This is a genomic window from Parvularcula oceani, assembly GCF_000733125.1.
In the GTDB taxonomy this organism is placed as follows: Bacteria; Pseudomonadota; Alphaproteobacteria; order Caulobacterales; family Parvularculaceae; genus Parvularcula; species Parvularcula oceani.
On sequence record NZ_JPHU01000018.1, the window covers coordinates 17,934 to 39,658 of the forward strand.

Genomic DNA, 21,725 nt, shown 5'->3' on the forward strand with positions numbered 1-21,725 from the left:
TATAGTGCGGTGGACCGTCAAAATACCCAGCTGACCTGTGCGTAGCCGAACAGCGTACGCTGCCCCTCTGGCGCTCCAGGTACTCGGTCGGCGAACTCGCCGAAAAAGAGAGCCGAGGCACCCATTTCGATCTCTACACCCTCGTGGGGGCGCCAACGCGCTCGTCCGTCCAACGCATGCCCAATGAAACTACCCGATCGTCCTGCCGGATCGCGCAAGTCCGCGATGACCCACTCGTCAGTCTCTGAAGCCAAGAAGGCGGCGGAGTAGGCGATGCGCGCATCGGTCGCCGTCGTCGGCTTCACCTCTAGGCGCGCGCCAGGCGCGTTGAGGTTCGCCGGTGTGAGGGGGCCGTGCAGAGAAGTGTTGCCCAGGTCCGTCCGGCGGCCCCCGAACAGACGTTCATACTGACCGAACTCGTCGTCAGCCGGGTCGTCATCACCGCTTGCCCAGTACCACTCCGCCGCTAGGCGCGGCTGCCATAGAACGTCCCAGCTGTAGCCGACTGCTGCGAACAACATCGTCGCGAACACGTCGAGATCGCGGGTATTTTCTGCGTCGCTCGAAGTGCGCCGTGAGCCGAAGCGGGCTGCCCCCTCGACATCGGCGTCCCAGCGTCCCGCAGCGGGTGCCCGGTACAAGCGCCCACCCGGCTGGACGTAGCGCCGGTTCGGCGTCTGCACGTCCGCGGCGTCGTCCTCATGAAGCGCGTAGACGAAGCCTTCGAGCCAGACATCATCCGCCAGAACGGGAAGCGCGTTCGCCCGACGGTAGTGCACGCCACCGATCCGGCGCTGCCACTGCTCCTCGTCCGCGGACGGCACGTTGTCACCGATCTCTTGGCGGTTGCTTGGGAAGCGACCGACCGGCACCAACCCAACGACGTGAACAAGATCACCACGTGGGCTCTCAGCCACGACATGGACACCACTATAGTTCTTGACGACGTTGGCGTAGCTCACGCGCTCGATCTGCCGCTTCGATCCTATGCTGACCGTCTGTCGTCCGAAGGTCGCGGAGGTCGTCCAGTTGCCAGTCGCCCCTTGCCAGCGGACATAGGCCTGCAACACGTCGATCGGGTTGACGTAGCTAGACGACAACGGCGTGCCCGCATCGTCCAGGAAGGCCTCGCTGTCCTGCAGCTCGACACCCGCCGCCCAGCCGCTCCGTCGCAGCTCGGCAAGAAGGAGCGCCCGCGTGAAGAGAGCCTGATCGCTGCCCGTGCGGCCGGCGCGAAACTGGCCGTCCAAACTCTCGTAGCGAACTCTGGCTTCGCCAGCGAGGTGCAGGGATAGGCCCGAACCGTCTTGTGCGGCCACATCGCTGGTTATCCATGCTGCGACAGACAGAACCGCAGCCGTCAGCCGACGGTTCACCGCTCGACTACCGCGCGGTGAGTTCGAAACTGCCGGACGCGTTCGCCTCGAACACGCCGACGCATTCTTCTTCGTGGCTGCCGAACGGGCAGGACAGTCCCTCATCGGTCACCTGGACACGCAGGGAGGCGTCGCCTGCGTCGTACTCGCAGCGCGCAGTCACGACGTCGTCGAGGAAGACCTTGCCGAAGTCGCGGCTGCCTCGAGCCTGCTGCCGGGCCCGTGCGGTCCGCCCCCGTGCCGTCTCCGCTCTGCAGTCGATAGACCAGCGGCCGTTCCCGTCGAGGTCGACGTTCAAGTTCCCTGATGGCCCTTCATAGGCCGGTCCGGATGCGCAGGCTGCAAGTCCAAGCGCAGCGGCGCCTGCTATGGTCGATCGCATGGTCGTTCTCCTCCCGTCCTTTCGGACAGAACCGTGCCTACTTCAAACCTTCCATTAATTCAACTATCGTTGAAACGTTGAAAACGTCTAAGAACAGTCGACCGTGGAGGCATTCGTAAGCGGCTTGCAGACCTCCGGATGCCCGTCGCAGCAGTCTCGGACCATCGCCTCGACCAGGCTCGTTATCGCGCCGATCTCGGCGGCGTAGATCAGTCTGCGGCCATCGCGTCGCACCGCGGTCAGCCCGGCCCGCTGTAAGATCGCGAGGTGGTTCGAAAGGGTGTTGGGCGCGATCTCTAAGAACTCGGCGATCGTTCCTGCCGACAGACCTTCGTTTCCGGCCCGCATAAGAGCACGGAACACCTCGAAGCGGGTCGAGTGGGCGAGCGCTGAGAGTTGCTCGACGGTGCGGTCTCGGTCGGGATTGGCTTTCATCCTGCCAGCGTAGACGATCCGGCGCACGACGTCATAGTTCGAAGATCGTTGAAACGATGATGGACCGCCGGTAGGGGCGCTGTCTCTCTCGGAGGCCGCCTTTGGGTCCGTTCGAACGTTATCTCAGTCTGTGGGTCGTACTCGCGATCACGCTCGGCGTTGCGCTCGGCCGCATCGTACCCGGCCTGTTCGAGGCGCTGGCCGCGCTCGAGGTCGCGAAGGTGAACCTGGTCGTCGCGATCCTGATCTGGGCGATGGTCTACCCCGTCATGCTCGGCGTCGACTTCGCCGGACTGTGCCGAGTGAAAGACGAACCGAGGGGCCTCTTCGTCACTCTCGCGGTCAACTGGCTGATCAAGCCCTTCTCGATGGCCGCGCTCGGCGTGATCTTCTTTCGCGGCGTCTTCGCCGGCGCGATTCCGCCCGAGGACGCGGAAGGCTACATTGCCGGCCTCGTCCTTCTCGGCGCGGCCCCCTGCACGGCGATGGTCTTCGTCTGGTCGCAGCTGACGCGCGGCGACGCGAACTACACCCTCGCCCAGGTCAGCGTGAACGACGCGATCATGGTCTTCGCCTACGCGCCTATCGTCGCCTTCCTGCTCGGCGTAACCGACATTCCGGTGCCGTGGGAGACGCTCGTTCTCTCGGTCCTCCTCTACGTGATCGTGCCGCTCGCCGCCGGCCTCCTGACACGCCGGGCGCTGATGCGGCGCAGCAGTGGCGCGCTGGACCGGTACACGGAGCGGCTGAAGCCCGCCGGGCCGGTTGGCCTCGTCCTCACCGTGGTCCTTCTCTTCGGCTTCCAGGGCGAGGTGATCCTCGACCGGCCGGTCGTAATCGCAATGATCGCCGTGCCGATCCTGATCCAGTCCTACGGCATCTTCGCTATCGCCTACGGCGCGGCCTTCTTGCTCAAGGTACCCCACCGGGTCGCCGCGCCCTGTGCCCTCATCGGCACGTCGAACTTCTTCGAGCTGGCCGTCGCCGTGGCGATCAGCCTCTACGGCTTGGCCTCGCCGGCCGCACTCGCGACGGTGGTCGGCGTCCTGGTGGAAGTGCCTGTGATGTTGTCGCTCGTCGCCTTCGCCAATCGCACCCGTACACGTTTCGAGGCAGTTCCGGCATGACGATCACCTTCTATCACAACCCAGCCTGCGGTACCTCGCGCAACGCCCTCGCTATCGTGCAGGCAAGCGGTGATGCAGGGGCCGGTTTGTCAATCATCGAGTATCTGAAGACCCCGCCTTCGCGGGAGCGCCTGGCGAAGCTCTTTGCAACTGCCGGCATCACGCCGCGGGAGGCGATGCGTATCAAGGGCAACGAAGCCCTCCTCGGCGCCGAGGACCTTCGGGAGCCGGACATCGACCCTGCTGCCGATGCCGAACGAGTCCTCGATGCGATGCCAGCACACCCGATCCTGATCAATCGTCCGCTCGCCGAAGGACCCCGCGGTGCCGTTCTGGCACGACCGAGCGAACGCGTCGCGGCGATCCTGACCGAACCGCCGGCGAGTTGGACCAAAGAGGATGGCGAGGTCGTTCAGCTTAGGGACGACGAATCATGAGCAAGGCGGACAGTACGCCAAAGGGCGTCACGGATATCAGACTCTCAACGGCGGCTGAGCAGCATCTGCGTGACGCCGAGCTCCCGAACCTCGTCCCCGGCGCTCTGCAGCCGATCGATCCGGACGACTTCGCGAGGCCCGGCGATCCGCGTCATCCGCCGCGAATTCTGCTCCTCTATGGCAGCCTGCGGGAGCGGTCCTACTCCCGCCTCCTCAGCGAGGAAGCGGCGCGATTGCTGCAGCACCTCGGTTGCGACACCCGGACCTTCTCGCCGGATGGCTTGCCCCTGCCAGACGCGGCCTTCGAGGACGGGGAACCTGCAGATCATCCGAAGGTCGCCGAGCTTCGCGACTTCGCCACTTGGTCCGAAGGCATGATGTGGGTGAGCCCGGAGCGGCACGGCGCGATGACGGGCATCATGAAAGCTCAGATCGACTGGCTGCCGCTCTCGCTGGGCGGCGTGCGTCCGACGCAAGGAAAAACGCTGGCCTTAGCACAAGTCTCCGGCGGCTCGCAGAGCTTCAACACGCTGAACCAGATGCGCGTGCTCGGCCGATGGATGCGGATGGTGACGATCCCCAACCAGTCGAGCGTGCCCAAAGCCTTCGCCGAGTTCGACGAGGCGGGACGGATGAAACCGTCACCCTTCTACATGCGCCTCGTCGACGTCTGCGAGGAGCTGGTCCGCTTCACCTGGATGGTGCGCGGCCGTTCGGCGCTGCTGACGGACCGCTACTCCGAACGCGTCGAAAGCGCCGAGGAGACGAGCGCGCGGGTGAACCATCTGTCGATCTGACCGCGAGGTCGGGATCTGAATGACCGGCCTCGCCGACATCGCTGCCGTCGTGCCTGCGAGAACGAATGGACGGCACGTCACCAGCATGAGCGTCTGGTTCCTACGCCCTTTCCGGACGTGGGATCGCGCTTCTTCAACGTCCGATTAGGGCCAGGCCCTGCCGGTCAGGTGAGGCAACGATCCTACCACGACACGGCTCATAGGGAGCGCCTGACCGTCGCCTCAGCAGTCTCCGGCAGGCCGAGCGCGTAGGGTAGAACCCGGCACACTCGCCTTCCTCCGGAAGGCGGGATGCTCCCGCATCCCAGAGCGGCGTCGTCCCTTCGGGCCGACCCATTCCCTCTCTCGACACGCCCCATCCTACACCGCGCGGTCGGCCCGCCTCCAGGATCGGGACTTCTTGCCGGTCGCGTCCGGGTTCAGCGCGAGCTGTGGGCAGCTGTTCCCGCGACCGTCAACAAGTCCCGCCCGCATGGCGGCGCCGCTGGGGCGGCGTCCTGGACCCGGTCCGCCGTGCGGCTCCGGCCGGCGGTGTCGACCAGAGGAAGGAGACGACGCCATGACCATCACCTTTGACACCGCCCGCCTGTTCAGCCTGGACGAGGAGATCGCCGTCGCGGAGAAGGAGCTCCACAGCGCCATCCGCTACGCCCGGACCCGCGAGGCGGACTTCGACCAGTACGGCGTTGGGGGCACCCCCCACCTCGCCGCACTAACGGAGCGCCTAGAGCTTCTCCGCCAGGAACGAAGGGAGGGGTGCTGACCCCTCTTTTGGCCGTGCCTCGACCTTCATCGGGGCACGGTCTTCGAGCCGGTCTTGCTCGCCGGTGAGGATTGCCAAACCGACGGTCTACCGATACCTTTAATGCGCTTTTCCGAGGTACGAGGCCGGTCTCCTGAGCACAGGAGCACCCGCAGTGAACCACATCCACCTGATCAGACGCCTCGGCGCCGACCCCTCCGTCACCCCCTATCGCGACGACAAGCAGCCTAAGGATGCTGTGAAGCCCCGGCGCGTTTTCGTTCAGTTCGACCTGGCCGTCGAACGGACGAGACCGAACCCGTCCACCGGCGAGATCGAGACCGACTGGGTCCCCGTCACCCTCTTCGACGGTCCCGCCGCGCGCTTCGCGGCCGCGTACCTGAAGAAGGGGAACCGCGTCGGCCTCTCCGGACGGCTCGAGACCGGCACCTACGAAGCCGACGGCAGAACCAAGCGACGGGTGTTCCGCGTCGTCGCGGACGAGGTCATGGGTCTCGATCCGCGACACGGTGCGCCGAAGGGCGAGGCAGCACGAGGAACGATGAACAGCCAAAACGTCGTCGACTTCGGGGCGCGGGAGGCGGTCCGATGAGAAGCCTTCGTCATCCCGCCGCTGCCGCCTTCGGCGAAGTCCCTTCGCTTGTCTCGTTCGTATCGGAGCGGGGATCCGTTCTCCCCCTCGCAGGAGCAAGCTGTTCCTTCGAACGAAGCGCGGCGAGTGCGCGCTCCGGTCCCGCTGCAGCGGCCCCTTCCATCAACGCCTGCAACTCCTTCGTAGGCCACGCATCGAGCCCTGCCTTCATCATCAGCTCGCCGAGGAACTGCGCTGCGTCGCTGCGCAGCTTCTTCTCCTTCGCCTTCAGGTCGGCCTGGCGGTCCTGGTGGGCTTTGAGGTCGGCGATTGGGTCTCTAGCGCGAGGCATGGGCGTCTCCTTCGTCGGGTTCGAAAGGGACGTTACGGGTCCTGGAACCGTTCGTCTGGGGATACAATCGTCGTTTAGAGCGGAAAGTACGCACCCTCCCCTTGCCGATCATGATCGGGTGCCGGGTCTCACCTTAGAGAGCGATGTCGAATGCCCGCTGAGAGGCCCGAGGGGCCTTCCGTGCCGTATCACACACGACGCACAGAGTGCCGGGCGCCCGGAACGTCAGTGTTCGTGCGGGTTCGAGGGCAAGTCCGTCTCGCGGCGTCTCGATGGGGTGCAGGTGACAGAGGCGTCTCTACACTGCGTGCCTCCTGACCCGGAGCGTCACAGAGGCGGTGACAAAACTTCGCCCCGTTCCGACAGGTCGGAACACGGAGTGGTTTCGTCACCGCGGAACGTGCTCGGAACGGGAGGCGCCGCGTGACCCATCCCGACGACATCCGCTACCAGTTCCGCCTCAACCGGGCGCGTCAGAAGCGGCTCCACGACCTCGCCAGGACGGCGGGGCTCTCTCCCTCCCGCATGGCGAAGTTCCTCTGCGAGACCGCCCTCGACCAGGAGGGCTTCGAGCCCGAGCGCGTGGCCCGCGACCTCCTCGTGGTGCGCGCCGGGATCGAGCAGCTGTTCCGCCGCTCCGACCGCGAGGGCGAGCTCCTCGCAGCCATCGAGGAGGCCGAGGCCCGGCGTCTCACCGAGCGGACCATGGTTCGCAAGGGAGGCGCGCGATGAGCGGGACCCGTCCTTCCGGGCCTCTCAAGACCTTCCTTCGGGGCGGTCAGGTCACCCTCCATACCCTGCGCATGTTCGGTCAGGTCATGCGCTTCATCGCTCTCGCCATGGTCTCGGTGAGCCTGGTCATCGCCTGGGCCGGGACCATGGCGACGACTACTCCTGCGGAACGCCACTACGCCATGAAGCGCTACGAGGCGTGGGGTTACGCCCGGCTCGGCGCACGTGAGGTGAAGCTCAACACGCTGACGGCGTCGGGGGAACACCACCCCTTCGGCGTCACCGAGATCCTCACCCATCCGGCGGTCGCAGAACAGGAGCGGGCGTTCCGGCTCGAGCTCGCCCGCTGGTCCTGGATCGGCGGCGCGGCGGGCGGGGTCGGTTTCCTCCTTCTGGTCGCGCTCTTCGCCTCGCGGGGCACGAGCCTCACCCGCACAGACGTCAAGCGCGGCGCGGCCATGGCCTCGGCGAAGGAGCTGCGCGCTCGGATCGCGGCGCACAACCGCTGGACGGCGGCGCGGCGGAAGGAGTGGCAGGGACGTACTCAGTACAAGCTCGCAGGCATCCCCTACCCGATCGGCTCGGAGGTCCAGCACACCTCTATCTCGGGGACGATCGGCTCGGGGAAGACCCAGGCCATCCTCGCCCTCCTTGAGCAGATCCATGCAGCAGGGGATCGGGCCGTAGTGTTCGACCTCACCGGCGGCTTTATCGCGCCCTTCTACCGCGAGGTCACGGACGTCATCCTCAACCCGCTCGACGCCCGCTCGCCTGCCTGGTCAGTGTTCGCGGAAGCGAAGACGAAGGCGAGCTTCGACGCGATCGCGGCGGCGATGATCCCGAAGGGCCAGAAGGCGGACCCCGTCTGGTCGGACTCGGCACGAATGGTATTCTCGACTGCGGCGCAGCTCCTCGTCGGGGACGGGCGGGCCACGAACAAGGACCTCGTCGACACCCTCCTCAACGCCGAGCTGACCCAACTCGCGCCCTTCTTTCTCGGCACGCCCGCGGCGGCCATCGTCTCAGCTGACACGCCGCGCATGACGAACTCGGTCCGGATGATGCTGGCGACCTATCTGGACTGCCTCAGGCTCTTGCCGGAGAGCGGCGCGCCCTTCTCCATCAGGGAGTGGGTCGCCGATAAGGATCGAGAGGGCTGCGTCTTCCTCTCTTCCCGCGCGGACATGCACGAGACGCTGAAACCCCTCCTCACGGTGTGGATGGACATGGCGGTCAGGGCGCTCATGTCTCAGCCGCGGAACCCTAAGCGCCGCATCTGGTTCATCATCGACGAGCTTCCGGCCTTGCAGCAGCTCCCTTCGATCATGGACGGCCTCGCCCGCGGGCGGCAGTTCGGCGCCGCCTTCGTCCTCGGCATCCAGGCGCAGAGCCAGCTCAGAGACATCTACGGGCCGGACGGCGCGCAGTCCCTCTCCTCGGTCTGCCGGAGCAAGCTGATCCTGGCCGCCTCGGACGCCGACACGGCGAAGTGGTACGCCGACTTCCTCGGGCGGCAGGAGCGTTCCCAGTCGAACGAGAACGTCTCCTTCGGCGCCAACACGATCCGCGACGGGGTGATGGTCGCCCGTCAGGAGAAGATCGAGCACCTCGTCATCCCCGAGGAGATCATGAACCTGCGGTCCCTCGAAGGCTACCTGAAGATGCCCGAGGGTTTCCCCCTGGCGAAGGTCAGGGTACCACTCACCTTGCGGGACGAGGTGGCAGCGCCCTTCCTGCCTCGGGAGGATCGGTCGCTTCTCGTGACCCGGACTCGGACCCGCCACGCCACGGTCGCTTTTGCGGCGGCGCAAACCTCGAAGTTGGGTGCGAAGCGGCCAAGGGAGAGCGATGACGGTCAGGGACGGCTCTTCGATGAGGGAGCGGAACGGAAGACCGACCCGGTCGAGGACTTGCTGTTGGCCGAGGAGACTGCACCGGACCGCGGTTCGTCGTCCTGTGCAGGATCGGAAGGTGCTCTGCCGCGAAGCCGTTCACCCCGGAATCTCGATGCTGATCTCGGCTTTCCTGAGTGGGACGTGTGACGGGGTGGCACGGCGAGCCACCTCGCCGACGGCACGGTCTCTCCCTTGATCATTGGACACCTCTCACCACTCAGGAGCTTAGCATGGGCGTCCACCGAACCGGAGCAGGATCACTCGGCGACTGTTGAGAACGGAAGCACGTCGTGGTGGTCCAGAGCGAATGCTCAAACCGTGCTTCAGGCCGATCTCAACGCGCAGCCCCTGCCGGCAATTCTGCGCTTTCTGGCCGCTCACCACAACAGGCTTCCCAGCGGCAGGTGCCGTCGGGGATCAGCCGGAAGCGAGCTGCTCAACTCGTTGGTGCGCAAGCTCTAAAGGGAAAGCCTCTGCCTCTCGACGAGCAAGCCCATTTCATTGTCAATATCCCTGCAGAGATGTAGGCCGTTGCCGTTCAAACAAGCGAGGCTCCGATGCCCATCCGCCCCATCGTCCCCGCCCTCTTGGCCTCCATGATCCTCAGCGCCACGAGTTCGGCCTGGGCGCACACAACCATCATTAAGTCGAACATCGAAGATGGATCCTCCATTTCGACGCCGCCGGAGACGTTCGACTTCGGCTTCAGCGCGCCGGTCATCCTGATCGAGCTTTCTGTGCAAGGGCAGAAGAGCGGCGAGGCCGAGGTTGATTTCGCGCCGTCTACGACGCGTGCGGAGAGCTACACGATCCCTCTGCCGGAACTGGCGAACGACGACTACACGATCACCTGGCGCGCCATGGCCAAGGACGGCCATGTCATGAGCGGGACGATTGACTTCACCGTCACGCAGTAGGTGGTGCTGGACCTCGTCGTCTTCCTGTCGAAGGCCCTGCTTTACGGGACGGCGCTGGCGACTGTGGGCCTGGCGCTCCACCACGCTCTCGAAATCGGGCCGCCACGACGTGGCCTGTTGATCGCTAGCCTTCTCCTCCTCGCCGCCACCGGACTTCGGGCTCTGGTCCTCAACGCTCAGGTCATGGGCGGCTGGGACGGATTCTCCGCCTTTGACCTGTTTCCCATCGTGTGGGCCGGGAACGCGCGCGCGCTGTCTGCGTTTGCTGCAGGCGCAGTAATCGGTATCGCCGCGGCGTGGGGCGCTTGGCGGCCCGTTGGCGTCCTGGCAGCACTCGCGGTGGCTTCGGGGTTCGGCCTCGGCGGCCACACCCAGTCTCTCGAGACCCCGGGTCTCCTTCCGTGGCTGGTCGCAGCGCATGTACTCATCGCCGGGTTCTGGATCGTGGCTCCTCTCACCCTGTGGCCACGCGTGCCGACAAGCCCTGATCGAGTCGCCTGGCAGACGGAGCGGTTCAGCAGCGTCGCCCTCTGGGTGATCCCCGTTCTGTTCGTCACGGGGATCTGGTTGCTTCTGGCCCTCGCTGGGGGCGTAGGAGCCGTTCTCGGCTCGACCTATGGCCGCCTACTCAGCGTCAAGCTCTTGCTCGCCACGGCGCTTCTTGGGCTCGGCGCTTTGAACAAGCTGCACGTGACCCGCCGTCTCCGCCTCGACCCCCTTGGCGGTCGGATCGTCCTCCGCCGAGTGCTGACGGCAGAGGCGGTACTCTTCGTGCTGGTTGTTGGGACCTTGTCCTTCGCCACGAGCTTCACCGGCCCGTCCGGCGGTTGAAGATCGGAACAGGCCAGGTGCTCCCCGGAACCTGGACAGGGACTTAAGCTACAGTGAGGGTTCGTCCGGTCTTCGATGAGAAGGAGACCGACGATCACGAAGCGGAAGCAGCATAAGCCGGAGTTCAAGGCGAAGGTGGCGCTTGAGGCGCTGAAGGGCGAGCAGACAGCCTGCCCCGGCCTCCGAGCCGGGGGTGGCCGAGCTGTCGGCGCGGTTCGGCGTCATAGACGGATAACTGCTCTAGCTCGGTAGACGGAACCCAACTTGTGAGGCTTGCGCCAGCACACGTCCCACTGGGGCCGGGTCGTCGACTGGAACAGCGCCCTCGGGCCACATGGTGAGCAGCTCTTCGAGCGCGGCGATCAGGTCCTCTGGCGCGTCGGACATTCGTTCGGCGCGGTCGCGCGCCACGACGGCGAATCCGTAGGCGTCCTGGTACTCGCCAGGATCGCTAATCGCGCCGTCGGTGATCGCGACCTGATACTCTTCTGCGATCGCGTTCATCAGGAAGCGGATGATCTCGGCCGGATCGCCGCCGGCGCGTTCGGCGACGAGGGCGAGGTTCTCCTCGGCGGCGGTGAGCTGCGGTTCGATCTCGGCGGCAGGACGGCCTTCGTCGAGCGCGGCCGAAACGTCCTCGAACAGCTCAGACTCGAAGCCCAACCGATCGAGGCCGGCACGTTCAGCGGCGTGCGTCTCGGAGATCGGGTGCAGGAGGTGGCGCGCCGCCATCTCCGGCCTCCCTGCGCGGTAGAGCGCGAGGCCAGCCTCGACATGGCCGCTCATGAAGGCGAGGCGTTGCGGGACCGGCAGGGTGCCAATATCGTGGCCGGCACCGCCCTCGCCTTCCCCTTCACCGCCCTCGCCCATCTCGCCGGACGCGGCGGCGAGCGGCGTCTCCACGCCGTCGGCGACGGCCTCAGGGGCGAACTCGGCCTCGCCTTGCGCAGCCGGCTGCTCGGTCCGTTTCGCGGCTGGCTCTTCTCCGCAGGCCGCGAGGCCCGTCCCCAACAGGGCCGTGCTCAGTCCCAGAGCCGTCCAGCGCTTCGTCGTCCTCGTCATCTCGTAGCCCGTTGTCTCGATCGTGGGGTCCCTAGTAGGAAAGGGCTCGCTCCATTGCAAACCATTCTCAGTGGCATCTCATGATCCTGACCATCGCTGAACTCCTGGCTACGGACGCGCTCGGGACGATCCAGGCCGATCTCACCCGGCTTGAGTGGCGCGACGGACGTGAGACCGCCGGGTCTCAGGCACGGGGAATGAAGCGAAATAAGCAGGCCGACCTTTCCAGCCCCGTCGGCCGACGCCTGCGCGACGCTTTGTCCGCCGCCCTGTCGGCGCATCCAGTCCTGAACGCCGGCGCGAGGCCTCGCCGCTTCTCGCGCCTTCTCGTCAGCCAGACCGGCGAGGGCGGCGGCTATGGACCTCACGTCGACAACGCGCTGATGGGACGGGGCGAGGCGCGCCTCCGCACGGACCTTTCCTTCACCCTCTTCCTCACCCCACCGGAGGAGTACGAGGGCGGAGAGCTCGTCGTTCACGGCGCGGACGGCACGCAGCGCATCAAGGCGAAGGCCGGCGACCTCGTCCTCTACCCCTCGACCGAGCTGCACGAGGTCGCGACGGTGACGCAGGGAACGCGCACGGTCTGCGTCGGCTGGATCGAAAGCCTCGTCGCAGACGCCGCGCAACGGGCCATCCTCTTCGACCTCGCCAACCTTCAGGCGTCGCTACGCGAGAGCCTGCCGGACGGGTCGGGCGAGCAGCTCGTCCTCGACAAGACGCTCGCCAACTTGCTCAGGATGTGGGCACGGCCCTGAGGGCTCCTAAAGGCTTCAGCGCCAGCCGGCCCGGTCGAAGATACGCACCGCCTCGGCCTGGTTCTCGCCGAGGGCCGTCACGTTCACCTCGTCCGCCTCGAAACTGCCGAGCGCTTCGACGGCCGACGAGGTGTCGGCGTCCTTGGCCGCGGGGTACTCGTTGTTGCCGTCGGCGAAGTAGGCCTGGGCGCGGTCGGTCGTCAGATACTCGATGAAGCGGATCGCGTTCTCCCGGTTCGGCGCGTGCTTAAGGACGCCCGCCCCGGAGACGTTGACGTGCGTGCCGCGCCCGTCCTGGTTCGGGAAGATCACGCCGATCTTGTCGAAGACGGCGCGGGTCTTCGGATCGTCCGAGCCTGCGTAGCGCGCAAGGTAATAGGAATTCACGACCGCGATGCGGCACTCGCCCGAGGCGACGGCCTCGATCTGGCTCGTGTCGTTGCCTTGCGGCCGGCGCGCGAAGTTCGCCACGACGCCCTCCGCCCAGTCTTCGGCCCCTTCGGCTCCCTCGTGCTCGATGATCGAAGCGAGGAGCGAGATGTTGTAGATGTTGGACGAGGAGCGGATGCAGACCTGGCCGCGGAACGCCGGGTCGGCGAGGTCCGCATAGCTGTCGAGGCCCTGGGGCCAGCCTTCGGACGCATCGTAGATGATGACCCGGGCGCGGGTGGACAGGCCGAACCACAAGCCGTCGGGATGGCGCAACGCGGCGGGCAGCCGTTCTTTCAGCAGGTCGGAAGCAACAGGTGCGAACAGCCCGGCCTCCTCCGCGCGCCAAAGACGGCCGGCGTCCACCGTGATCAGCACGTCGCCGGGGCTGAACTCGCCCTCTGACTGAATACGTTGGATGAGGACGTCCGCGCCCGCTTCGAGCAGGTTCACCTCGATCCCAGTGGCCTCGGTGAACTCCTCGTAGAGCGCAAGGTCGGTGTCGTAGTGCCGAGAGGAATAGACGTTCACCTCCTCGGCGGCGTCGGCCCGTCCGCTCGTCAAAGCGGCCAACGCGACGCAAAGGCCGACGAGGCCGAAGGAGAGAGCGACGCGGGCATTCGGCAAGATCGGCCTTGGCATGAGAGTCGTCCCAACTTGTTCTTGAGAAGCACTATCACCTAGTCGAGCTGGCGCGCAAACCCTTCCGTTCACACACCTCGCCTAGTCGGCGGCGGCGGCCCATTCGTCCGTCGGCGTCCCGGCGCGCGCAAGCGCAGAAGGCTGCCCACCGACGTTCGGCCGGATCGAGCCGTGCCCGGGCGAAGCGGCGTAGGCACGGGCGCTTCTGGCCGATGGGCGGACCATCACCTCGTCGCCGATGGAAACCTCTTGAGCCGGGTCGAGGTCGGCGTTCAGCCGCTCGCCAGTCGCGGCGCGGACGGTCACCCGCGTGCTTCGCCCGACGAAACGCACGTCTTCGGCGATGGCGGACGAAGCCCCGCGCCGCACGGACAACGAGTCCGGCCGTACAAGAACGTCGCAATCATCCGTCCGCGGGATCGCGTCGAGCGATGCCAACGGCCAAGGCCCGAAGGGTGTTTGCAGAGCATCATCGCAGAGGCGTGCCCTGACGACCTGCCCCTCGCCGAACAGGGTGCCGACGCCAGCGGTTGCGGGCTCGTCGTAGAGCTGTCGCGGCGTCCCTGCCTGAACGATGCGTCCATCCGCCATGACGGCGACCTTGTCGCTCATCCTCATTGCCTCTTCGGGATCGTGCGTGACGAGGATCGAGATCGCGCCCCTTTCGCGCAGCGTGCGGCGCGTGGCCTCGCGCAGCTCGCGCCGCCTGACGACGTCGACGCTGGCGAAGGGTTCGTCGAGCAGCACCACTTTCGGTGACGGTGCTAAGGCGCGGGCCAGGGCGACCCGTTGCTGTTGCCCGCCGGAGAGCGCGTTCGGATAAGCTTGCGCCTTGTCGGCGAGACCGATCCGAAACAGAAGGCGATCCACCTGCTCGGCGTTCCGGCTCAGCCCGCCGGGCAGACCGAAGGCGACGTTCTGCGCCACGGTCAGGTGGGGAAAAAGCGCACCCTCCTGAAATACAAGGCCGACCGGTCGCTTCTCCGGCGGCGGGTTGCGCCGGGGCGAGGCGAGCAGCGTGCCGCCCAGCTCGATCTTGCCAGTCTGAACGGCGAGCGTCCCGGCGATCAAGCGAAGCAGCGTGGTCTTGCCGCAGCCCGACGCGCCCAGAAGACATGTGACTTCTCCTGCCTCAGCCGACAGCGATACCGATCGCAGGACCGGTCCGCTGCCATAGTCATGACTGATCCCTGCAATCTCGAGACTCATTCGGCACTCTTGACTGGCGGGGCCGTCTAGGCGCCCGAGAAGCGGTCCGCCCCTTCTGGGCACCCCCCGCATACCGTGGTAGCGCGCCGATATGCAAAGGGTTCTCAATCGCGTTTACGTCGAGGCCGCGGGGGAGACGGGACGCCTGTCCTGGGCAGGCATCGGAACAGCCGTCGTCGCCGCGCTCGCCTGCCTTCCGATCCTGGCGATCCTGTGGGGCGGGTTCGGCCGGCCAGACGAGATCGTCGGCGCCAGCTCGGTCGTCCTGCCGGACTACCTCCTCAACACCGGCGGCCTGGTCCTGATCGTCGGCGTCCTGGCGACCGCGATCGGCGTGGGCACGGCATGGCTGACGACGGCTATGACCTTTCCTGGCCGAGCGCTCTTCTCCTGGTTGCTCGTCCTGCCTCTCGCCGCGCCGGCCTACCTCGTGGCCTACGTCTACACCGACCTTCTCGCCTTCACCGGACCGGTCCAGACCGCGCTTCGCGCCGCGTTCGGGGCGGACGGCTCGGCCTGGGTCCCGCCCGTTCGCAGCCTTCCCGGCGCCGGGTTGATGCTCGCCTTGGTGCTCTACCCTTACATCTACCTGCTCGCCCGCGCCGCCTTCAGCGCGCAGAGCCGCAGTCAGTTCCTCGCCGCGCGCAGCCTCGGGGCGAGCCCCGCTTCGGCGTTCCGGCGCGTCGCCCTGCCCGGCGCGCGTCCGGCGATCGTGGGCGGTCTCGCGCTCGTCTTGATGGAGACGTTGGCGGACTTCGGGGTCGCGGACTACTTCGCCATCCCGACCTTCAGCACGGGGATCTTTCGCACTTGGCTGGCCCTCGGCGACCGGCAAGGCGCGCTCCAGCTCGCCGGCATCCTGCTCATCTTCGTGGCCGCACTCGTCGCGGTCGAGGCCGCGAGCCGCCGCGGCGAAGTGACGAGCCGTGACCGCCTATCCGAGGGTGCGCCGCCCTTCACCTTGTCCCCTCGGCACGCAGCCCTCGCCATGATCGCCTGCGCCCTGCCTATCCTTCTCGGTTTCGTGGTTCCGGTCTCGCGGCTCGCTTGGCTGGCGCTGGCTGGTGGGGACCGCATGGCGTTCGGGACGCTGCTCGGCTACGCTGGGAACAGCGTCAGCATCGCCGTCATCACGGCAGGCATCGCTACGGCGACCGCTCTGCTTCTCGGCTACGCGGAGCGCCGCGCGCAAAAGCGCGGCGTTTTGGGGCGGGCCAAGCGCGGCGCTCTTCGCCTCGCCACGCTCGGCTACGCCTTGCCCGGCACGCTCCTCGCCGTCGGCCTGCTGTCACCACTGGGAAGTTTCGACCGCTGGCTGACGCGGTTGTCGCGAGAGGTGACTGGCATCGACCACGGCCTGCTGCTTACAGGCTCGATCGCCCTTCTGACCTACGCGCTGACCGTCCGTTTTCTGACTGTTTCCTACAACGCCGTCGGCGCGGGTTTCGAAAAGGTGCCGCCCTCGCTCGACGCGGCGGCGCGTTCGCTCGGCGCGACACCCGCCAAACTCGCGTGGCGCGTGCACATTCCGCTGCTGGCGCCCAGCATCCTCGCGGCGGCGAGCCTCGTCTTCGTGGACGTCATGCGCGAGCTCCCCGCCACGCTGATGCTGCGTCCCTTCGACTTCGAGACGCTGGCCACCCGCGTCTACCGCTTGGCGAGCGATGAGCGCCTGGCCGAGTCGTCCACTGCGGCGCTTCTCATCATCGCCGTCGGCATGTTGCCGGTCGCGCTCCTTAACGGCATCCGCCGTTAGCGTGATCATGTTCGTGCCTCGAAACGATCTCCTGGGGCAGAGTTTCTCGGTACGGCGATGAAGCAGCGGGCACGTTCAATGCGAACCGTCTTCTTCTTGTCCGACAACCGTCTCGAACAGAATGAACAGGACGCCGGCCACGATGAACACATCCGCGAAGTTGAACGTAGGCCAATGGTACCCGGAGGCATGCACGTCGAGGAAATCCGTCACGGCACCATCGCCGAGACGATCGAAGGCATTCCCCAAAGCACCGCCGGCGATCATCGCGAACGGCACCGCTTGACGCCACGTCGCAGACCGCAAGATACGGTATACGAGGTAAGCAGACACGGCAAAGGCCAGCGCCGCTAGTACGACCGGCGCGAAACTCCCTTCCGAACTGAACAAGCCGAAGGTGACGCCGCGATTGTGTCCCAACCGTAGGCCGAAGAACCGAAACACATCCAGCGATCCGCCAATTCCTACGAGGTATTCCTCGACGTACCACTTGGTCAGCAGGTCGAACGCCATCGCGGCGATGACGATCGAGAGACCAGCGATTTGGCGTGGTCGACTCATACAGTACACCAATCAATTGGAAAGAATGAACTCATGCTTGGATCGCTGTCTCCGTTCTTCGAACTCGCCGCCGACCCGGGAAACCTCGTTGCGGAACAGCCTTAAGCAATCATGCCAGGCGCCCCGCCATGCAGGGTTATCGATGGACCGGCCTTTCCCTTATTTGAGACGTAGCTCACGAACGGTCTGGGAAGGCCCGGCTACGCAGGTGTTCCGAGCGTCTTCTCGATAACGAGCTTCTCCTGCGTCATGTCTTCCATGGTATAGCCGATACCGCCTGTTCCCAAACCCGACTGTCGGCGGCCGGCGAATGGCATCCAATCGACCCGAAACGCGGTGTGGTCGTTGACCAGTACGGTCGAAGCGGCGAGCGCTTTCACGCAACGGTTGGCAATGCTTGACCGATCGGCGAAAACGGCCGCCTGAAAGGCGTAGGGCAGGTCGTTCGCTTGGTCGATCGCTGCGTCGAGCGCGTCGTACCCGTAGACGCAGATCACGGGACCGAAGACCTCCTCACGCGAGACCCGCGCGTCCCAGGGAGGATCCACCAGGACCGTGGGAGGGTAGAGGGTAGCGCCGATGCGCTGACCTCCGGCGGCGACGTCAGCGCCGGCTTCCACGGCCGCATCGACCCAGGCTTCGACGCGGTCGACTTCCGTAGCACGGATGAGGGGGCCGCATTGGGTCTCGTCCTGGATCGGGTCACCGACGATGAGCGCCTCGGCACCAGCACCGAGCGCGGCGGCGAAGTCCGCCAGCTCGGCTTGCGGGACGAACACGCGCTGGACCGATACGCATACCTGCCCAGAATGGTAGAACCCGCCCTTCAGCAAAGCCGGGATCACCGCGTCACGTCGCACCCCCTCGTCGACGATCACCGGCGCCGCGCCCCCGTGCTCCAGGGCGAGACGCGTGCCCGGCGCGAGTTTGGACCGCAGCATCCAGCCCACTCTGGCGGACCCGATGAAGGAGAAGAACGCCGTTCGTGGGTCCGTGACCATCCGCTGCGCGACATCGTCCTCGCACGGCGCGAAGCGGCACCAACGTTCTTCGAGACCCGCTTCGTACAGGATCTCGACGAAGCTCCGGCAGGACAACGGTGTTTCCTTGGCCGGCTTCACCAAGACCGGGCAGCCGGCCGCGACCGCCGGTCCCACCTGATGAACGATCAAGTTGAGCGGGTGGTTGAAGGCCGATATCGCGACGACTGGTCCGATCGGCTCGCGGAAGGTGAAGGCTTTGCGTCCCGCCCCCGCTTCGGTCAGGTCCATGGGGATCTCCCGGCCCCCGCTGGCGAAGAGCTCATGCACGCACAGCTCGACGCTCTGAATGGCACGCGTGGTCTCAACCCTCGCGTCCGCGATGGGCTTGCCGCCCTCGCGCGCGATTTGATTTGCCAGCGCCTCAGCACGCTCGCGCATCAGCGCGCTCGCGCGCTGCAGGATGGTGATCCGTCTGTGGACAGGAAGCCGCGCGTTCAGATCGGCATGAAGAGCGTCCGCTTCATCGAGCCAACTATCGATCTGTGGCCAATCGACCAGCGCTACGCTGCCGATGGGCTGCTGGTCGAACGGGTTGAGCACCTGCCAGGTCATTGCGGACAATCCTTAGCGCCGAGTTCGTCGATCAGAACCTTTCGGTTCTCGGAGTAGTCTACCGGCAGATCCACGACGTGGACGCCGCCCGACTCGAACGCCTCGTTCAGCGTTGGAACCAGTGCCTCGCTGCTGCTGATGCGATGGCCGGTAGCGCCGTAGCTCTGCGCGTAAGCCACGAAGTCCGGGTTCGCGAAGCTCAACCCGTAATCGGGAAAGCCGAGCTGCTCCTGCTTCCATCGGATCATGCCGTAAGCAGCATCGTTGAGGATCAGCACCACCACATTGAGCCCTAGCCTGACGGCGGTCTCCAGTTCCTGCGAGTTCATCATGAACCCGCCATCGCCGCACACGGCGAGCACTCTGCGATCGGGCGACAGCATCGCGGCCATCATCGCGGAAGGCAGACCAGCCCCCATGGTCGCTAAGGCGTTGTCGAGCAGGACGGTGTTGGGCTCGTGCGCGATGTAGTTACGGGCGAACCAGATCTTGTAGATGCCGTTGTCGAGCGCGACGACGTCGTCTCTGCCCATGACCGCGCGCACGTCAGCGACGATGCGCTGCGGCACCATCGGAAAGCGGCTGTCGTCGCTGCCCCGGCGAATGTGGGCGGCGATGTCTTCGTGGACGTTGGCGTAGGCGGCTGCGTCGCATGGTCGTCTGCCGCGAAGCCGCTCGCCCAACCGCTCGACCGATCCGGCGATGTCGCCGATCACCTCGAGTTGCGGGAAGTAGACCTGATCGACCTCGGCGGCCTTGTAGTTGACGTGAATGACGGTGCGCCCGCCTGGTTCCATGAAGAAGGGCGGCTTCTCGACGACGTCATGTCCTATGTTGACGATCAGGTCCGCACGCTCGATGGCGCAGTGGACGTAGTCGCCTGACGAGAGCGCCGCCGTACCGAGATAGAGCGCACTCGCCTCGTCGAGCACCCCCTTGCCCATCTGCGTGGTGAAGAAGGGAAACTGGGTGTCGCCTACGAACTTGCGCAACGCGGCACAGGCGCTGCGCCGGTTGGCGCCCGCTCCGACCAGCAGCAGCGGGCGTTCGGCAGCGAGAATGCGTTCAGCCGCTTCGTCGAGAGCCGCGTCCCCCGCTACGGCGTAGTGTCGGCGATGGGGCGAGACGACAGGTTCCGACGTCTCCTCGTCCGCAATGTCCTCGGGCAGTTCCAGCAAGACCGCGCCGGGCCGTTCCTCTTGCGCCCTTCTGAAACCCTCGCGGACCAGGGACGGAATGCGGTCGCCGTTCACGACCTGCCTCGCCATCTTGCAGAGGGGCGTGAAGAGCGACACGACGTCGACGATCTGGAACTGCGCTTGCTTCGAGACCTTGATGGGCTTCTGGCCCGTGATCATCACGAGCGGGAAAGCGCCCAGAGCCGCGTAGGCTGCCGGCGTCGCAAGGTTGGTCGCGCCCGGGCCCAACGTCGCTAGGCACACGCCGGCTTTCCCTGTCAGGCGGCCATAGGTCGCCGCCATGAACCCCGCCCCCTGCTCGTGCCGCGTCAAGACCAATTTGATGGAGGAGGTGCGCAGAGACTCCAGAAGGTCGAGGTTCTCCTCGCCCGGAACGGCGAAGATGTACTCGACCCCTTCTGCCTCGAGGGCGGCGACGAGGAGGTCGGATGCTTTCATCGTTTGGTTCCTTTGTGGATGCCGTCGGTCGGCACCGATTGACGATCGCTTCAGCCTTCTCGCTCGCTCAGGCGGTGACGACGAATTGTCCCATCATCCCAGCATCCTCGTGTTCGAGGATGTGGCAGTGATACATGTAGGGCAGATCTGGATCGGCATAGTCTTCGAATCGCAGGAGGAGGCGTACGACCTCGCCGGGACGTACGACGACCGTATCCTTGAAACCTCGCTCCGCTGCAGCCGGCGAGCCGCCGTTCCGGTCGATGATACGGAATTGTACATCATGAACGTGAAACGGATGCGCCATCATGGACGTGTTCTCGACTTGCCAAATCTCAGTGGTATCGACCCTCACTGTCTCGTCGATGCGCCGCATGTCCATAGATCTTCCGTTGATCGTGAAGCCGCCTCCGCGCATCATGCCCATCCCCATGTCGAGAACGAAGCGACGGGTACGCACGGAAACGCTGGGATCTATCTGAGGCAACGAGACGAGCCTGGGCGGCATCGCGATCGCTTGGCTTCGGCGCTCTGCGGGTCGCATGTCGAGCACGGTAAATCGGCGCCTCTCACCCATCATTCCACCGCCCCTCATGCCGCCGCGCCTCTCACGGTCGCCCATCATCCAATTGCCCATGGACGTGTCGGAATCGCGCATGCGCCCGGCGCCCATCATGCCCCGACCCATGCCTTCCATGCCCATGATTTGGAGACCGTCTGCAAACAGCGACACGGGCCTGCCGTCACTGACGTCTACAACCAGTTGTGCGCGCTCACCGGGCGCGAGAACCACGTTATCGACCCGCAGCGGCGCCGCGAGCAAGCCTCCATCGGTGCCGATTTGGTGGAAGTTGCGGCCATCGTCGAAGCCAAAGCGGTAGAAACGCGCGTTCGAGCCGTTGAGCAGGCGTAGCCGCAAGCGGTCGGTTTTCGCTTCGAAGACGGGCTCGATGACGCCGTTCACGAGCATCGTGTCGCCTGTCATTCCCATCATGACATCGTGCCTTCGCGTGGAGTAGACGAAGCTTCCATCGCTCGCGAAGGCGCGATCCTGTACGATGAGTGGTACGTCATCGATACCGTAATCGTTCGGAAGGTCGAGCGCCTCGGTCGCTTTGTCGCGGACATAGATCATCCCAGCGAGACCCTGGTAGACCTGCGGTCCCGAGCGCCGGTGAGCATGCGAATGATACCAGAACAACGAACCACGCTGGCGAACGTCGAATTCTGCGCTCCAGATGCCTCCTGGCTCAATTGGTTGATGCGGTCCGCCATCTGCGCGCGCTGGCAAGTGAAAGCCATGCCAATGAACCGTCGCGGTCTCCGAAAGAGCGCTGCGAACATTCATTTGCACGGCGTCGCCATCGTGCATTTCGAGCGTTGGCCCAAGAAATGGCTGATTGATCCCGATCGTGGGTGTGTCCACGCCTTCGAAGAAGCACGAGGTACCTTCCTGCAGAT

General features: G+C 65.6%; 22 protein-coding genes. 11 read left to right on the forward strand and 11 right to left on the reverse strand.

The features are described from left to right. Window positions 1–17: 17 nt before the first annotated feature. From IE88_RS0114980 to IE88_RS0114990, 3 genes are all read right to left on the reverse strand, one after another. Window positions 18–1,319, reverse strand: a complete 1,302-nt coding sequence (locus IE88_RS0114980; RefSeq protein WP_202900520.1) for an alginate export family protein — start codon at window positions 1,317–1,319, stop codon at window positions 18–20. Window positions 1,320–1,383: 64 nt separating this feature from the next. Beyond that, window positions 1,384–1,674, reverse strand: a complete 291-nt coding sequence (locus IE88_RS18430; protein ID WP_031556097.1) for a hypothetical protein — start codon at window positions 1,672–1,674, stop codon at window positions 1,384–1,386. A gap of 171 nt (window positions 1,675–1,845) precedes the next feature. Further along, on the reverse strand, window positions 1,846–2,193 hold the full coding sequence (locus IE88_RS0114990) for an ArsR/SmtB family transcription factor (protein WP_031556100.1): 348 nt from the start codon (window positions 2,191–2,193) through the stop codon (window positions 1,846–1,848). A gap of 101 nt (window positions 2,194–2,294) precedes the next feature. Between IE88_RS0114990 and arsB the strand changes: the two genes are divergently transcribed. The 5 genes from arsB (at window position 2,295) to IE88_RS17615 (ending at window position 5,909) form a co-directional block, all read left to right on the forward strand. Beyond that, on the forward strand, window positions 2,295–3,320 hold the full coding sequence (arsB, locus tag IE88_RS0114995) for an ACR3 family arsenite efflux transporter (RefSeq protein WP_031556103.1): 1,026 nt from the start codon (window positions 2,295–2,297) through the stop codon (window positions 3,318–3,320). Then, window positions 3,317–3,757 carry an arsenate reductase family protein gene (locus IE88_RS0115000; protein ID WP_031556106.1) on the forward strand — a complete coding sequence of 147 codons (441 nt, stop codon included), beginning with the start codon at window positions 3,317–3,319 and terminating at the stop codon, window positions 3,755–3,757. The genes arsB and IE88_RS0115000 overlap by 4 nt, the downstream gene beginning before the upstream one ends. Beyond that, on the forward strand, window positions 3,754–4,554 hold the full coding sequence (gene arsH / locus IE88_RS0115005; RefSeq protein ID WP_081871722.1) for an arsenical resistance protein ArsH: 801 nt from the start codon (window positions 3,754–3,756) through the stop codon (window positions 4,552–4,554). Before IE88_RS0115000 ends, arsH begins: the two co-directional genes overlap by 4 nt. Before the next feature lie 559 nt (window positions 4,555–5,113). Further along, window positions 5,114–5,317, forward strand: a complete 204-nt coding sequence (locus tag IE88_RS0115010; protein ID WP_031556112.1) for a hypothetical protein — start codon at window positions 5,114–5,116, stop codon at window positions 5,315–5,317. Window positions 5,318–5,471: 154 nt separating this feature from the next. Continuing rightward, entirely contained in the window at window positions 5,472–5,909 is a 438-nt protein-coding gene (locus tag IE88_RS17615; RefSeq protein WP_051882343.1) for a single-stranded DNA-binding protein, read from the forward strand. A gap of 10 nt (window positions 5,910–5,919) precedes the next feature. Here the strand turns inward: IE88_RS17615 and IE88_RS0115020 are convergent, their stop codons facing one another. After that, window positions 5,920–6,240, reverse strand: a complete 321-nt coding sequence (locus tag IE88_RS0115020) for a DUF6437 family protein (protein WP_031556116.1) — start codon at window positions 6,238–6,240, stop codon at window positions 5,920–5,922. Between the two features lie 423 nt (window positions 6,241–6,663). Between IE88_RS0115020 and IE88_RS0115025 the strand changes: the two genes are divergently transcribed. From IE88_RS0115025 to IE88_RS17620, 4 genes are all read left to right on the forward strand, one after another. Next, window positions 6,664–6,972 carry a hypothetical protein gene (locus IE88_RS0115025; RefSeq protein ID WP_031556119.1) on the forward strand — a complete coding sequence of 103 codons (309 nt, stop codon included), beginning with the start codon at window positions 6,664–6,666 and terminating at the stop codon, window positions 6,970–6,972. Continuing rightward, window positions 6,969–9,014 (forward strand): type IV secretion system DNA-binding domain-containing protein, encoded by a 2,046-nt coding sequence (locus IE88_RS0115030; protein WP_051882344.1) that lies wholly within the window; start codon window positions 6,969–6,971, stop codon window positions 9,012–9,014. Before IE88_RS0115025 ends, IE88_RS0115030 begins: the two co-directional genes overlap by 4 nt. Before the next feature lie 410 nt (window positions 9,015–9,424). Continuing rightward, on the forward strand, window positions 9,425–9,784 hold the full coding sequence (locus IE88_RS0115035; RefSeq protein ID WP_031556124.1) for a copper resistance CopC family protein: 360 nt from the start codon (window positions 9,425–9,427) through the stop codon (window positions 9,782–9,784). A 3-nt stretch (window positions 9,785–9,787) separates the two neighbouring features. Then, entirely contained in the window at window positions 9,788–10,615 is an 828-nt protein-coding gene (locus tag IE88_RS17620) for a CopD family protein (protein WP_162178366.1), read from the forward strand. A 240-nt stretch (window positions 10,616–10,855) separates the two neighbouring features. Here the strand turns inward: IE88_RS17620 and IE88_RS0115045 are convergent, their stop codons facing one another. Next, window positions 10,856–11,677 carry a hypothetical protein gene (locus IE88_RS0115045; RefSeq protein WP_031556129.1) on the reverse strand — a complete coding sequence of 274 codons (822 nt, stop codon included), beginning with the start codon at window positions 11,675–11,677 and terminating at the stop codon, window positions 10,856–10,858. 80 nt (window positions 11,678–11,757) lie between these two features. Here IE88_RS0115045 and IE88_RS0115050 point away from each other — a divergent pair, with 80 nt between their 5' ends. Beyond that, on the forward strand, window positions 11,758–12,435 hold the full coding sequence (locus IE88_RS0115050) for a Fe2+-dependent dioxygenase (RefSeq protein WP_031556132.1): 678 nt from the start codon (window positions 11,758–11,760) through the stop codon (window positions 12,433–12,435). Window positions 12,436–12,450: 15 nt separating this feature from the next. On the opposite strand, the gene IE88_RS0115055 is transcribed toward IE88_RS0115050, so the two are convergent. Further along, complete coding sequence (locus tag IE88_RS0115055) at window positions 12,451–13,506, reverse strand: Fe(3+) ABC transporter substrate-binding protein (RefSeq protein WP_031556135.1); 1,056 nt, start codon at window positions 13,504–13,506, stop codon at window positions 12,451–12,453. A gap of 81 nt (window positions 13,507–13,587) precedes the next feature. Beyond that, a complete protein-coding gene (locus IE88_RS0115060) occupies window positions 13,588–14,715 on the reverse strand; it encodes an ABC transporter ATP-binding protein (protein ID WP_081871724.1) in 1,128 nt (375 codons plus the stop codon). Between the two features lie 91 nt (window positions 14,716–14,806). Here IE88_RS0115060 and IE88_RS0115065 point away from each other — a divergent pair, with 91 nt between their 5' ends. Further along, complete coding sequence (locus IE88_RS0115065) at window positions 14,807–16,471, forward strand: ABC transporter permease (protein ID WP_081871725.1); 1,665 nt, start codon at window positions 14,807–14,809, stop codon at window positions 16,469–16,471. A gap of 75 nt (window positions 16,472–16,546) precedes the next feature. Here IE88_RS0115065 and lspA read toward each other — a convergent pair whose 3' ends face one another. The 4 genes from lspA to IE88_RS0115085 all read right to left on the reverse strand — a co-directional run. Beyond that, window positions 16,547–17,032, reverse strand: coding sequence for a signal peptidase II (gene lspA, locus IE88_RS0115070; RefSeq protein ID WP_036767462.1), 486 nt, complete (start codon window positions 17,030–17,032; stop codon window positions 16,547–16,549). 200 nt (window positions 17,033–17,232) lie between these two features. After that, window positions 17,233–18,627 carry an aldehyde dehydrogenase family protein gene (locus IE88_RS0115075; RefSeq protein ID WP_031556146.1) on the reverse strand — a complete coding sequence of 465 codons (1,395 nt, stop codon included), beginning with the start codon at window positions 18,625–18,627 and terminating at the stop codon, window positions 17,233–17,235. After that, a complete protein-coding gene (locus IE88_RS0115080) occupies window positions 18,624–20,264 on the reverse strand; it encodes an acetolactate synthase large subunit (RefSeq protein WP_031556149.1) in 1,641 nt (546 codons plus the stop codon). The genes IE88_RS0115075 and IE88_RS0115080 overlap by 4 nt, the downstream gene beginning before the upstream one ends. A 67-nt stretch (window positions 20,265–20,331) precedes the next feature. Then, the coding region (locus tag IE88_RS0115085; protein ID WP_031556152.1) for a multicopper oxidase family protein at window positions 20,332–21,725 on the reverse strand (1,394 nt) is incomplete at its 5' end.

Excerpts from the sequence above, each read along its gene's own strand:
- IE88_RS0114990 (WP_031556100.1), bottom strand. The coding sequence starts at position 2,193 with ATGAAAGCCAATCCCGACCGAGACCGCACCGTCGAGCAACTCTCAGCG.
- IE88_RS0115000 (WP_031556106.1), top strand. The coding sequence starts at position 3,317 with ATGACGATCACCTTCTATCACAACCCAGCCTGCGGTACCTCGCGCAAC.
- arsH (WP_081871722.1), top strand. The coding sequence starts at position 3,754 with ATGAGCAAGGCGGACAGTACGCCAAAGGGCGTCACGGATATCAGACTC.
- IE88_RS0115010 (WP_031556112.1), top strand. The coding sequence starts at position 5,114 with ATGACCATCACCTTTGACACCGCCCGCCTGTTCAGCCTGGACGAGGAG.
- IE88_RS0115020 (WP_031556116.1), bottom strand. The coding sequence starts at position 6,240 with ATGCCTCGCGCTAGAGACCCAATCGCCGACCTCAAAGCCCACCAGGAC.
- IE88_RS0115030 (WP_051882344.1), top strand. The coding sequence starts at position 6,969 with ATGAGCGGGACCCGTCCTTCCGGGCCTCTCAAGACCTTCCTTCGGGGC.
- IE88_RS0115035 (WP_031556124.1), top strand. The coding sequence starts at position 9,425 with ATGCCCATCCGCCCCATCGTCCCCGCCCTCTTGGCCTCCATGATCCTC.
- IE88_RS0115045 (WP_031556129.1), bottom strand. The coding sequence starts at position 11,677 with ATGACGAGGACGACGAAGCGCTGGACGGCTCTGGGACTGAGCACGGCC.
- IE88_RS0115050 (WP_031556132.1), top strand. The coding sequence starts at position 11,758 with ATGATCCTGACCATCGCTGAACTCCTGGCTACGGACGCGCTCGGGACG.
- IE88_RS0115055 (WP_031556135.1), bottom strand. The coding sequence starts at position 13,506 with ATGCCAAGGCCGATCTTGCCGAATGCCCGCGTCGCTCTCTCCTTCGGC.
- IE88_RS0115060 (WP_081871724.1), bottom strand. The coding sequence starts at position 14,715 with ATGAGTCTCGAGATTGCAGGGATCAGTCATGACTATGGCAGCGGACCG.
- IE88_RS0115065 (WP_081871725.1), top strand. The coding sequence starts at position 14,807 with ATGCAAAGGGTTCTCAATCGCGTTTACGTCGAGGCCGCGGGGGAGACG.
- lspA (WP_036767462.1), bottom strand. The coding sequence starts at position 17,032 with ATGAGTCGACCACGCCAAATCGCTGGTCTCTCGATCGTCATCGCCGCG.
- IE88_RS0115075 (WP_031556146.1), bottom strand. The coding sequence starts at position 18,627 with ATGACCTGGCAGGTGCTCAACCCGTTCGACCAGCAGCCCATCGGCAGC.
- IE88_RS0115080 (WP_031556149.1), bottom strand. The coding sequence starts at position 20,264 with ATGAAAGCATCCGACCTCCTCGTCGCCGCCCTCGAGGCAGAAGGGGTC.